The sequence below is a fragment of the Streptomyces sp. NPDC053048 genome (assembly GCF_044547045.1).
In the GTDB taxonomy this organism is placed as follows: Bacteria; Actinomycetota; Actinomycetes; order Streptomycetales; family Streptomycetaceae; genus Streptomyces.
Window position 1 is genome coordinate 49,262 of the sequence record NZ_JBITZS010000017.1, and the last position, 12,193, is coordinate 61,454.

The window sequence follows — 12,193 nt, forward strand, 5'->3', positions numbered from 1 at the left end:
GCAACGGCCATCGTAAGCGAGGACCCCACCGCGCCGGGAGGTCCGTCGGCACCGAGGCCGGGTGTCACCCGCAGTGAGAACGAACGGCCCTCCCGGAAGGTGCCGGGGCACCGATATTCGGACGCGTTCCCCCGGAGCCGGTCCCTAGACTCCGGCCATGGAGCCCATAAGTCTGACCACCGAGCGGCTCGTGCTGCGCACCTTCACCCCCGCCGACGCGCCCGCCGTCCACGAGGCCTGCCAGGACCCGGACATTCCGCGCTACACGAACGTGCCCTCCCCCTACACCCTGGAGGACGCGCGCGTGTACGTCGAGGAGACGTGCCCGGCCGGCTGGCTCGAGGACTCGATGTACGCCTTCGGGCTCTTCGCCCGGGACGACGACCGGCTCCTCGGCTCGATGGCCCTGGTGCGCCTCGCGGAGCTGCGCGCCCCCGAGCGGCAGGCCGAGCTCGGCTACTGGACGGCCAAGCCCGCGCGCGGCCGCGGCTACACCGTGGAGGCGGCCCGCGAGGTGATCCGCTGGGCCTTCGAGAACCTGGGCGTCGAGCGGCTGGAGTGGTACGCGGAGGCCGGCAACGAGGGCTCGCGCGGCGTCGCCGTGAAGGCGGGTTTCCGGATGGAGGGCACCATGCGCTCGAAGATCCTCCACAACGGCGTCCGCCGCGACGCCTGGATCGGCTCCCTGCTCCCCTCGGACATCGGGCTGCCGACGCACACGCCCTACCTGCCGTTTCCCGAGCGCGACTGATCCCGCGCGGACCGTTGTCAGTGGCCGCCCCTAGGCTGCTCGGTATGACAACTACCGCCACCGCGAAGGGCCGTTCCGGATCCTCCCGTACGGCCGGGGCCCGCAGGCCCGAGGCCCGGCTGTCCGCCGACGAGGCGCGCCGGCTGGCGCTGCGCGCCCAGGGCCTCCTCGGCGCCCCGGACCGGCGGGCCGGGACGCGCGGTGTGCTGCGCCGCCTCGGCGCGGTCCAGCTGGACACCATCTCGGTGCTCGCGCGCTCGCACGAGCTGGTGCCGTACGCCCGCCTGGGCGCGGTCGGGCGGGACGCGGTGGAGTCGGCGTACTGGAGCGGTGAGCACGCCTTCGAGTACTGGTCGCACGCGGCGTGCATCCTGCCGATCGAGGAGTGGCCGCTGTTCGCCTTCCGGCGCCGCGCCATGAAAGCGCGAGGTCACCGCTGGCACGTGATGAAGGACTCCGAGCGCTCGTGCGCGGCCGTCCGCGCCCGCCTCGAGGCCGACGGGCCCCTGACCGCGGGAGCGTTGGGGGGCGCCAAGAACGGCGGCGAGTGGTGGGACTGGTCCGAGACGAAGATCGCGGTGGAGTGGCTGCTGGACACCGGTGAGGTGGTGTGCACCCGCCGCCGCGGCTGGAAGCGCGTCTACGACCTGGCCGAGCGCGCGGTGCCGGAGGCCCTCTTCCACGACGGCCTCGACGACGCCGAGTGCGTACGGCGCCTGGTGGCACAGGCGGGCACGGCCATGGGCGTGGCGACGCGCGCCGACCTCGCGGACTACCACCGCCTCAAGGGCGAGCAGGTCGACGCGGTCGTCGACGACACGGGCCTGGTGCCGGTCGAGGTCGAGGGCTGGGGCAAACCCGCCTGGGCGGACCCGGCGGCGCTGGCGGACGGCGCCCGGGGGCGGCACCGTACGACGCTGCTGTCGCCGTTCGACTCCCTGATCTGGGACCGGCCGCGCACCGAGCGGATATTCGGCTTCACGCACCGACTGGAGGCTTATGTCCCCAAGCCCAAGCGGGTGCACGGGTACTTCGCGATGCCGTTGCTGACGGGCGGCCGGCTGGCGGGCCGGGTGGATCCGGCGCGCGAGGGACGGACGCTGGTGGCCCGGCAGGTCTCGCTCGAGGACGCCAAGGCCGTCGAACCCATGGCACGGGCGCTGTGGGAGGCGGCCGGGTGGGTGGGCTGCGACGCCGTGCGCGTCGAGCGCTGCGACGACGCCGGGCTGGCCGCGGCACTGGTCGCCGCGCTGGACCGGGAGCCGTGAGACCACCGGGGCCGCGACGCCGGGAGCCCTGACGGCCCCGGAACGCCCTCAGCGAATCTCGAGGATCTTCTCCCGCATCGCGTAGACCACGGCCTCCATCCTGGAGTGCAGCTGCAGCTTCTCCAGGATGTTGCGGACATGGTTCTTGACCGTGTTCTCGCTGATGAACAACTCCTTGGCGATGTCACGGTTGTTCATGCCCGTCGCGACGAGCTTGAGCACCTCCAGCTCGCGGTCGGTGAGCCGGGGCGCCGGCACCAGCCGGCGCTCGTCGGTGCGCTGGATCATCGACTTGAACTCGGTCAGCAGCTTGGACGCCATCGACGGGCTGATCTGGGACTGGCCGTCCGCCACCGCGCGGATGGCCGTCGCCACCTCGTCGGTGGAGATCTCCTTGAGGAGGTAGCCGGTCGCTCCCGCCTTGATGGCGTCGTAGAGGTCGGCCTCCTCGTCGCTGATCGTCAGCATGATGATCTTCGCGCTGGGAGCCACCTCCTTGATGGAGGTGCAGGCCTCGATGCCGCCGCGCTTGGGCATGCGCACATCCATCAGCACGATGTCGGGCAGCAGGTCGGCCGCCTTGTCCACCGCCTCGGCGCCGTCCCCGGCCTCGCCCACGACCAGGATGTCCTCCTCCTGGGCGAGAACGATCTCCAGGCCGCGGCGGAAGAGCGCGTGGTCGTCCACGACCAGGACCCGGATCGGCTCCTCCCGCGCGGCGCCCCGGTCCGGGTGGGCGCCCTCGTCGTCATCGCCGGGCCCGGTCACGGGTCCGAACCTGTTCGCCATCGTTCCTCCCCCTGAAGGCCATGGCCCCTCGCGGTTGCACGGTCAGCGCCACCCCAACCGGTTCCGGCGGACCGGCGGTTGGCCACTCATGATTTCATGCCGGGCCGCCGGGCAGTGCTTTCCGTGGTCGCACGGCGATGCCCCGGGAGCGCACCGGCGCTCCTGGGGCACCATCACGGGTCCAACGGCTCACACGGGGCCACGGCCGTGCGTCACGGCCGTGGCCTCGCGCTTCAGCCTCCCAGCGCGCCGCCCGCGCCGCCGGGTTCCACTTCGAAGAGCGGGTCGGCGTTGAGGCGGATGACGCCGTAGTCATAGGCGTGCCGCCGGTAGACGACACTGGGCAGCTTGGACTCGGAGTCGACGAACAGATAGAAGTCGTGGCCGACCAACTCCATTTCGTAGAGTGCCTGGTCGAGCGTCATCGGGGCGGCGGAGTGGGTCTTCTCCCGGACCACCAGCGGCCCTTCTCCGCGTACCTCCAGCGGCCCCATGTGTGTGACGGGCACGCCGCCCGCCTGTTCCTCCGCGACCAGCCGGCCGTTGTCGTTGAGCTCCGCGGCACCGATGACGGTCGCCGCTACATCGCTTGCCGGGATCCGTCCGTTGCCCCGGCGGTCAAAGCGCTTGTCGTGCTGCTTGCGCAGCCGCGCCTCGAGCTTGTTCGCTGCGAGATCGAGCGCGGCGTAGGGATCCGTCGCTGCGGCCTCTGCCCGGATCACCGGTCCACGGGAGATCACCGTGATCTCCACCCGGTCCGACCGGTCGGCCTGCCTGGGGTTGGGCTCCTTGGACACCTCCACGTCGAGGCGAATCACCTTGCCGTCCAGCTTCTGGACCTTGTCCAGCTTCAGCTTCTCGGCCACGTGCTTGCGAAACCGCTCGGGCACCTCTGTCTTGCGGCCCTTGACGACGATGTCCACGCAGAACTCCGTTCCCGGATCGCTCCGCCGAAGGTTGCGGAGCGCATCCCTCTTGCATCAGGCCCCGGGGTTCCCCGGAGCCCCCGACTAGGCGGTTTTCACCTCCTCCTCCCCCGTCGACAAGATCTACACCCCACGGCTTCGAGCCTCATCGAGCTTCTTCCCAGCTTCGACGAAGGCATACGAAACACGCCAATCGGAGATATGAGGCATAGCTTCTGCCATTCCTCACAACCGAACATATCTCGCTGGGAAGCCCGTCGGTACCCCCTACCGCGACGTACCTCCATTCAGGTGTTTTCCTGCCGTTTCCCTCAGGAACGAGGGGCCTTCCCCGTCAGTTCCGGTGGTTTTCGAAAGCCCGCGGAGGGGCCGCGACCACGGCCGCCGCCGCGATCCGGCCACCCGCCGCGGAGACGGCACGCGCGGCCTCCGCAAGTGAGGCCCCGGTCGTCACCAGGTCGTCGACGAGCATCACCTGCTCTCCCTCCTGCCACAGGCGTCCCACCCCGCTCACTGCCCCCATCGCCCCGGCCACATTCGCCGAGCGCTGCCGGGCGTCCAGCCCCGACTGGTCCGCGACGGCCCGCCGCAACCGCAGTACGGCCGCCACCCGGGCGGGTACCCCACCGGCGCGCAGCGCACCGGCTGCCGCCAGCGCGATCCGCCGCCCGGCGTCATGCCCCCGCCCGGCCACGGCCCGCCGCGCGGAGGGCACCGGCACGAGCAGCAACGGGCCACTCCCGGCCCGTACATCCCAGGCCCCGCCTGACCGTCGCGCCCCCAGCACCGCGCCCGCCAGCGCGGCGCCCAGCGGCTCGGCCAGGCCCACCGCTCCGCGCTCCTTGTGCGCGAGCAGCACCGCGCGCACCCCGTTCGCATACCGCGCCGCCGCGTAGACGTCCGGCAATCCGGCCGGAACCGGCTCCGGCACCACCCGGCTCGGCCGCCCGCCGCACAGCCGTGCCCGGCACCCCTCGCACAGCGCGTGCCGTGGGAGGCCGCAGCCCGCGCACTCACCCGGCAGCACCAGGTCCGCGACGTCCCGCCACCACCCGCGCATGGCTCCACTGTCCCGCCACGCACCCGAGCCCGCCACCCCTGTGGAAAACCCGGCCGACGGCCCACGAGCAGCGGAAACACCACGCGCCCGAGCGCACGCGATCCGTCACCGTGGCCGTGGCCGTCGCCGACCCGCACGGCCGACAGTCCGACGGCCCAGCGGTCCGACAGCCCAACGGTCCGGCGCCCGGCGGTCCCGACAGCCCGAGCGGAATCACCCCGGATGGACCGGAGCCGAACCGTCCTTGCCCACGAGCTTCCAGTTCGTGTCCGGCAGCAGCCGGAAGATGCCGCCGTCGCCCTCCGCGACCAGCGCCTGCGCCTTGCCGGGAGTCTCCGACGCGGCGATGCCCCGTACCCCGGTGATGCCGGGCAGCCCCGAGTTGTTCGGCTGCGACCCGTCCGTCTCGACATACTGCAGCTGCTGCAGACCGCCCTGCTCGCTGCCCGCGACCAGCAGCCGGCTCGCGCCCGACCAGGAGACCGCGCCGACGTCCTCCAGCCGCGGCGCGACGGACCGCAGCTCCTGCACCGAAAGGCTCGGCCGCCCCACGCTGCCGCTCCGCTCGACCCTGCCGAGCTTGAGGACCGTGTGGTCGCCCCGCGTCACCAGCAGCGCGATCCGCACCCCGTCCGCCGCCACCCGCACGCCGGTGATCCGTCCGCCGTCCAGCCCGGACACCCGGACCTCCTCCGGCGCGCCCGTACCGCCCGGCAGCCGCAGCAGCCGGGGCCGCTCCTGATCCTGGTCGGCGACCCACAGATCGCCCAGGCCGTCCCAGCTCGGCGCGGTCAGCCCCGCCTTGCCGGAGCCGCCGCCGTGCGCGGTCAGCCGGGCCTCGCCCAGCGCGGCGCCCGCCTGCAGCGGCGCGACATACAGCGCCTGCCCATTGGCGGACACCCCGGCGGCCCGGCGTTCACTGCGGTCCACGGCGACCGAACGCAGCTGGGCCGCGCCGTCCGCGCCGAACGGCCCCGGCACCCGGCGCGGCTGCTCGTCGTTGTCGGCGAGGCTCACCATGCGGCGCTGGCCGTCGACGAAGTACTGCCCGTCCGGCCGCCCGGACGTCTGGTCCGGCGCGTACGACCTGGCCTGCTCCTTGCCGAGCGAGCACAGCCGGGAGCCGTCCTTGCGCTGCAGCGTCACATCCGTGACCTTCGCCGACTCCTGCACGGTGTACAGCAGCTGCGCGGCCATGCGCCGGCACTGCTCCTGGCCGGCGGCCGCGGCACGGTCGTTCAGGCGCACCTTGAGGGCATTGGAGTCGTCCAGCGACAGCCGCGGCTCCACCAGGCGGGTGCCGGTCGGGAAGGCCGTCCCGGCCACGGGGTCGAGCCAGTTGGTGGGCCCGTCCAGCAGCGCCTTGACCCCGGAGGTCACCGGGTCTATCCGCTTGCGCAGATAGACGGGATCGGCGACGAGCACGCCGCGGGCCCTGCCGCCACCGCCACCGTCCGGCCCCAGCTCGGCGAAGTAGTACTTATTGACCGACCGGTAGATGCGCTGGAAGTCGGAGACGCCCAGCACCAGACCCGCGTCCAGCGCGTCGATGCGCCACTCGCCGTTCTCCCGCGACATCTGCAGGGTGGCCTTGAACGCTCGCTCGTCCGGCTTGTACGCGTGCTTGGCGTCGACCTTCGCGATCTGCTTGCCGGTCAGCGTGACGGTGTAGGACTGCTCCCGGTCACTGCCCGTCCGCTCGATGCGCACCTGCGGGGTGCGGTCCAGCACCGTCGTCGACGCGGACGGGTCCCACTGCCGCTTCACGGACTTCGCCAGGTACATCCGGGCCGTCTCGTAGTCCGGATCGTCGCTCGTCGTCGCCTCCAGGAAGCCCGCGACGAGCTCCTGCGGCTGCTCGTTCTTGCGCGGCGGCACCCCGTACACCCGCACCTGCGCGTCGGCGTCCGCGCGCTGCGAGGAGTCGACCGGGGTCACCTCCCCGCTGCCGGGCATCGAAGCGCAGCCGGCCAGCAGCGCGCCGCCGACCAGAGCGATCAGGGCGCCCGCCGGACGGCCACTTCCGGTGATCCCGCGGAGCCTACGCCTGACCGTCACGGTCACCTCCGGTCGTCCCGCGGCCGCTGCCGCTGTCGGTGCCGTCGGCGGGCTTTTCGGCCGCCCTGTCGGCGCTCTTGTCCCCGGCGAGCGTTCCGCCGGTGCGCGGCACCACACGCGCCCCGCTCCCGGGCAGCGCGGTCGGATCCGCCGTCGGCCGTACGTTCCTGCTGTGCGGCGGTACGGGCGGCACCGGCGGTACGGGTGACTGCCGGCCCGGCAGCGCCAGGGGCACGCCCGCCTCGTTGACCCCGCGGTTGCGGCGCGAGTCCTCCGGCTCCAGCGGAATGGGAGAACCGCGCAGCGAGTCGCCCGCCGTGCGCGGCAACGTCAGCCGGAACTGCGACCCGCCGCCCGGCTCACCCCATGCCTGCAGCCAGCCGCCGTGCAGCCGCGCGTCCTCGACCGCGATCGACAGGCCCAGGCCCGTGCCGCCGGTCGTACGGGCCCGCGCCGGATCGGCCCTCCAGAAACGGTTGAACACCCGGGTCGCCTCGCCCGGCTTGAGCCCGACGCCGTAGTCGCGCACCGCGACCGCGACCGCCCCGCCGGCCACCGCCAGCCGCACCACCACGTCCCGGCCCTCGCCGTGCTCCACGGCGTTGACCACGAGGTTGCGCAGCACCCGCTCGACGCGCCGGGCGTCGGCCTCGGCGATCACCGGCTGCTCGTCACCGCGTACGAGCAGCCTGCTGCCCTTGCGGTCCGCGAGCGGCAGCGCCGCCTCGATCACCCGGTTCACGACGTCGCGCAGGTCTATCGGCTCGGCCTCCAGCGCCGCCGCCCCGGCGTCGAACCGGCTGATCTCGAGCAGGTCCGCCAGCAGCGACTCGAAACGGTCGAGCTGCCCGAACAGCAGCTCCGCCGAACGCCGCGTCACCGGGTCGAAGTCCTCACGCGCCTCATGGATGACGTCCGCCGCCATCCGTACGGTCGTCAGGGGCGTGCGCAGCTCGTGCGAGACGTCCGAGACGAACCGGCGCTGCATCCGCGACAGGTCCTCCAGCTGCTGGATCTTCACCTGGAGGTTCTGCGCCATCTTGTTGAAGGCCTCACCCAGACGTGCGATGTCGTCCTCGCCGGTGACCTTCATCCGCTCCTGCAGAACGCCCGCCGCCAGTCGCTCCGAAATGCTCGCGGCCATCCGCACCGGCGTAACGATTTGCCGCACCACCAGCCAGGCGATGGCCCCCAGCAGGACCACCACGAACACCCCGGCCGTCGCCAGCGTGCCCTTGACCAGGCTCAGCGACTTCTCCTCCTGCGTGAACGGGAAGAGGTAGTACAGCTGATACGGCTCGCCGTTGACGTCGTACATCCGCTTGCCGACGATCAGCGCGGGCTCGCCCTCGTCGGAACCGCTGCGCTTGATCGTCCCGGGCTTCTCGAACGTGCCCGTACGGCCATCCAGCTGCCGCCGCAGGTCGGCGGGCACACTGCGCTCCGGGTCGATGTCACCGGAGGCCCGCGGGCCGCGCGTGCCGCCGGCGCCCACGTACGAGCTGTCGCCCGCGGCACTCAGCGCCACCACGTGGTACACGCCCTGGCCACCACTGGCCAGCTGCTGCACCAGAGCGGTCAGCCACGCACCGGAGTCACGGTTGCCCCGGCCGCCGGACTGCGATCCGTCCTGGCCACGGCCCTCGGCACCCGGCTCGGCGGCGTCCCGCGCCGCCTTGAAACCACCCTCGGCCTGGCTCTGCGACGCATGGCGCTTCGCGTCCAGCAGACCGTTGCGCACCTGGCCGATGACCACCACACCGAGCAGCAGCACCACGCCCAGCGACATCAGCAGCGTGGTGGCGACCACCCGCAGCTGGATGTTCCGCCGCCACAGCCGCATCGCGGGCAGCAGCGGCCGCCGCACCCAGCGCGCGTACAGGCGCAGCAGCGGATGCACCGGCGCCGCGCCCGCGCCGTCCGACAGCAGCCGTCCCGCGCGCCACAGGCGCCGGAAGATCGATATGCCGCCCGGCGCCGCGCCGACGGGCCGCCCCGCGTCCCGCTCCGGAGCGGCACCGTTGCCCGGCATCTCAGCTCGGCCCCGCCTTGTACCCCACACCACGGACGGTCACCACGATCTCCGGCCGCTCGGGGTCCTTCTCGACCTTCGAGCGCAACCGCTGCACATGCACATTCACCAGCCGCGTGTCGGCGGCGTGGCGGTAACCCCAGACCTGCTCGAGCAGCACCTCACGGGTGAAGACCTGCCACGGCTTACGGGCCAGCGCCACCAGTAGGTCGAACTCCAGCGGCGTCAGCGCGATCGACTGGCCGTCGCGCTTGACCGAGTGCCCGGCCACGTCGATCACCAGGTCACCGATGGTCAGCTGCTCCGGAGCAGGCTCCTCCGACCTCCGCAGCCGCGCCCGGATCCGGGCCACGAGCTCCTTCGGCTTGAACGGCTTGATGATGTAGTCGTCCGCGCCGGACTCCAGCCCGACCACCACATCGACCGTGTCGCTCTTCGCCGTCAGCATCACGATCGGCACGCCGGACTCGGCCCGGATCAGTCTGCAGACCTCAATGCCATCGCGGCCCGGCAGCATCAGATCGAGCAATACAAGATCGGGTTTGGCTTCCCGAAAAGCAGCGAGTGCCTTGTCGCCGTCCGCTACAAACGACGGCTCGAAACCCTCACCACGAAGCACAATTCCGAGCATCTCGGCCAGTGCGGTGTCGTCGTCGACGACAAGGACGCGTCCCTTCATATCGACATCATCCCATTACCCGATCGTGACCTGGCACACAGCTCCGCCAGACCGGCCTCTGTCACGGGTGAAAGAACGCCGTTTTCCGTGACAATCGCGGTCACCAACTCCGGCGGTGTGACATCAAACGCAGGATTGTAGGCCTGCGCACCCAAGGGAGCCACGGACACGGAAGCCGCCGTCCCCACCCCGGAACCCACCGCCGGCAGGTCCGTCACCTCATGACCGGGCCGCTGCTCCACCTCGATCGCGGCGCCGCCCGGCGTACCGAGATCAACGGTCGTGGTCGGCGCCACGACGACGAACGGCACATGGTGGTAGCGGGCCAGCACGGCCAGCGGGTAGCTGCCCACCTTGTTGGCCACCGAGCCGTCCGCGGCTATGCGATCGGCGCCGATCAGCACCGCGTCCACCTCGCCCGCCGCGAACAGCGAGCCGGCGGCGTTGTCGGTCAGCAGGGTGTACGGCATCCCCGACCGGCCGGCCTCGTACGCGGTCAGCCGCGCCCCCTGCAGCAGCGGACGCGTCTCGTCCACCCACAGCCGCCGCAGCTCCCCGGCCCGGTGCGCGGCCCCCGCGACCGCGAAGGCCGTCCCCTCGCCTCCGGAGACGAGGGCGCCGGTGTTGCAGTGGGTCAGAATGCGGAACCCGCCGCCGGGCAGCAGCTCCTGCAGCAGGGCGAGACCGTGTGCCGCCATGTCGGCACTGGCCTCGGCGTCCTCGCGGTGCAGGGCTCGGGCCTGGGCCAGGGCGGCCGCTGCGGCCTGCTCGGCATCGCCGCCGCCCTTGAGGGCCGCGTGGTGGGCCGCGTGGGCGCGCCGCACCCCATAGGCCAGGTTGACGGCGGTGGGACGGGCAGCGGCCAGCATCTCGGCGGCCTCGTCCACGTCGAAGCCGCGCACCGCCGCCAGGGCGACCCCGTAGGCGCCCGCGACCCCGAGCAGCGGGGCGCCGCGCACGGCCAGGGAACGTATCGCTTCGATCAACGCGGGAACGTCGGTACAGACCAGCTCGGTCTCGTCAGCAGGGAGCCTCCGCTGGTCCAGGAGGACGATCACGGGCCCTTCCGGCAGGTCCTCCCAGCGCAGGGCCGGGACGGCAGGAGATCCGGAGCGGGACACGGGTGCCGCGTACTGATCAGCCATTGGTCCAGTCTGCCCCGCGCACCCCAACTATTGAAGGCCACGCCCGCCCGTCTCCCTCGTACGAGCTCTCCGGGGCCACGAGGGGCTTCACGGGTCCACGGGCGCGACAGGGAGGCCATGACACGATGGCCGACCGGTAAGGGATTCCGAAGGAGCTATGGAAATGAACGACTCTCCGGGCGCCACGCCGCCCGGCTGGGGCCGGGCCCGCGCGGACAGCGGCGGCGGCCGGGGCGGCGACGGTGGTGGCGATGGCGGCGGTCAGGGCGGCGCCGGCTGGGGCGGCCCCGGAAACGGACGCCCTGGGGGCGGCTGGGGCAGCCCATGGCAGCAGCAGGCGCCACAGCCCGGCGTCATCCCCCTGCGGCCGCTGAGCGTCGGCGAGATCCTGGAGGGCACCTTCAGCACGATGCGCCTGCACTGGCGAACGGTGCTGGGCGTGTCCCTGGGCGTGGCGGTCTGCACGCAGACGGTCGCCACCGTGGTCACGGGCCTGTGGTTCCCCGACATGTCGGAGAACCTGGACGCCCTCGACGAGAACGCCGAGCTGGACGAACTTCTTCGGACCTTCAGGAAGGGCCTGTCGGGAGCCGCGGCGGCCGGGATCGTCGGCCTGGTGGGCTCGATCTTCGCCACCGCGATCCTGACGTTCGTGGTCAGCCGGGCGGTACTCGGCCGACCGGTCACGATGCGCGAGGCCTGGGCGAACGCACGGCCCCGGCTGCTCGGCATGGCGGGCCTGTTCTGCCTGGTCCCGCTGCTGATCGTGGGCTCGTTCGTCCTGGGCCTGGCCCCCGGGCTGGTTCTCGGCGCGTCGGGGGCGGATGAGGGCGCCACAGCCTCACTGATGCTGCTCGGCGGAACAGCGGGGCTGGTCGCCGCCGTATGGCTCTGGATTCGCTACAGCCTCGCGGCTCCGGCCCTCATGCTGGAGAAGCAGGGCGTGATCGAAAGCATGCGCCGGTCGGCAAAGCTCGTACAGGGCGCGTGGGGCCGGATCTTCGGAATACAGATTCTCGCCGCTTTCCTCGCTTTCATGATCGGCGCATTGGTTCAGATTCCGGCCGCCCTCGGCGCGACGATCTTTACTGGTGATCTTGGTGAGGGCCTCGAGGGTTGGCCCCTCCTGATCTCCAATGGCATCAGCGCGACCATTGCCTCCACGTTCACTCTGCCGATTACGGCCGGCGTGACGGCTCTCCTCTATATGGATCAGCGCATTCGGCGCGAGTCCCTGGACATCGAGCTCGCACGCGCGGCGGGCGAGTAATTGATGCCACTCGTCCGGCTGTTCTCCGGTGCTGAGGCGCCCGGAGAACAGCCGGACGAATGACTCCTGCACCGGCCGTCCGGAAACGCAAGAAAGCCCTGGCGGGAACCGGAGTTCCCACCAGGGCTTTCTATTCAAAAGGAGTTCGGCGGCGTCCTACTCTCCCACAGGGTCCCCCCTGCAGTACCATCGGCGCTGAAAGGCTTAGCTTCCGG

At 71.8% G+C, this 12,193-nt stretch carries 10 protein-coding genes; 3 read left to right on the top strand and 7 right to left on the bottom strand.

Features of this window, described 5'->3' with window-relative positions:
- Positions 1-157: 157 nt before the first annotated feature.
- Together ACIG36_RS32520 and ACIG36_RS32525 are read left to right on the top strand one after the other, a co-directional pair.
- Complete coding sequence (locus ACIG36_RS32520) at positions 158-751, top strand: GNAT family N-acetyltransferase (protein WP_399935932.1); 594 nt, start codon at positions 158-160, stop codon at positions 749-751.
- Between the two features lie 44 nt (positions 752-795).
- Entirely contained in the window at positions 796-2,019 is a 1,224-nt protein-coding gene (locus ACIG36_RS32525) for a winged helix-turn-helix domain-containing protein (protein ID WP_399935935.1), read from the top strand.
- Positions 2,020-2,067: 48 nt separating this feature from the next.
- Here ACIG36_RS32525 and ACIG36_RS32530 read toward each other — a convergent pair whose 3' ends face one another.
- The 7 genes from ACIG36_RS32530 to mtnA all read right to left on the bottom strand — a co-directional run bounded on the left by ACIG36_RS32530 (position 2,068) and on the right by mtnA (position 10,708).
- Positions 2,068-2,808 carry a response regulator gene (locus ACIG36_RS32530; RefSeq protein WP_399935938.1) on the bottom strand — a complete coding sequence of 247 codons (741 nt, stop codon included), beginning with the start codon at positions 2,806-2,808 and terminating at the stop codon, positions 2,068-2,070.
- Between the two features lie 233 nt (positions 2,809-3,041).
- A complete protein-coding gene (gene hpf, locus ACIG36_RS32535; protein WP_399935941.1) occupies positions 3,042-3,731 on the bottom strand; it encodes a ribosome hibernation-promoting factor, HPF/YfiA family in 690 nt (229 codons plus the stop codon).
- A gap of 337 nt (positions 3,732-4,068) precedes the next feature.
- The gene (locus ACIG36_RS32540; RefSeq protein WP_399935943.1) at positions 4,069-4,794 is read right to left on the bottom strand and encodes a ComF family protein; all 726 of its coding nucleotides are present in this window, start codon (positions 4,792-4,794) and stop codon (positions 4,069-4,071) included.
- A gap of 213 nt (positions 4,795-5,007) precedes the next feature.
- The gene (locus tag ACIG36_RS32545) at positions 5,008-6,852 is read right to left on the bottom strand and encodes an LpqB family beta-propeller domain-containing protein (RefSeq protein WP_399935946.1); all 1,845 of its coding nucleotides are present in this window, start codon (positions 6,850-6,852) and stop codon (positions 5,008-5,010) included.
- A complete protein-coding gene (gene mtrB, locus ACIG36_RS32550; RefSeq protein WP_399935952.1) occupies positions 6,836-8,884 on the bottom strand; it encodes an MtrAB system histidine kinase MtrB in 2,049 nt (682 codons plus the stop codon). The genes ACIG36_RS32545 and mtrB overlap by 17 nt, the downstream gene beginning before the upstream one ends.
- Before the next feature lies 1 nt (position 8,885).
- The gene (mtrA, locus tag ACIG36_RS32555; protein WP_009996349.1) at positions 8,886-9,563 is read right to left on the bottom strand and encodes a two-component system response regulator MtrA; all 678 of its coding nucleotides are present in this window, start codon (positions 9,561-9,563) and stop codon (positions 8,886-8,888) included.
- On the bottom strand, positions 9,560-10,708 hold the full coding sequence (gene mtnA / locus ACIG36_RS32560; protein WP_399935957.1) for an S-methyl-5-thioribose-1-phosphate isomerase: 1,149 nt from the start codon (positions 10,706-10,708) through the stop codon (positions 9,560-9,562). The genes mtrA and mtnA overlap by 4 nt, the downstream gene beginning before the upstream one ends.
- Before the next feature lie 157 nt (positions 10,709-10,865).
- On the opposite strand from mtnA, the gene ACIG36_RS32565 reads away from it, so the two are divergent.
- Entirely contained in the window at positions 10,866-11,978 is a 1,113-nt protein-coding gene (locus tag ACIG36_RS32565; RefSeq protein WP_399935960.1) for a hypothetical protein, read from the top strand.
- The last annotated feature ends 215 nt before the right edge of the window (positions 11,979-12,193 follow it).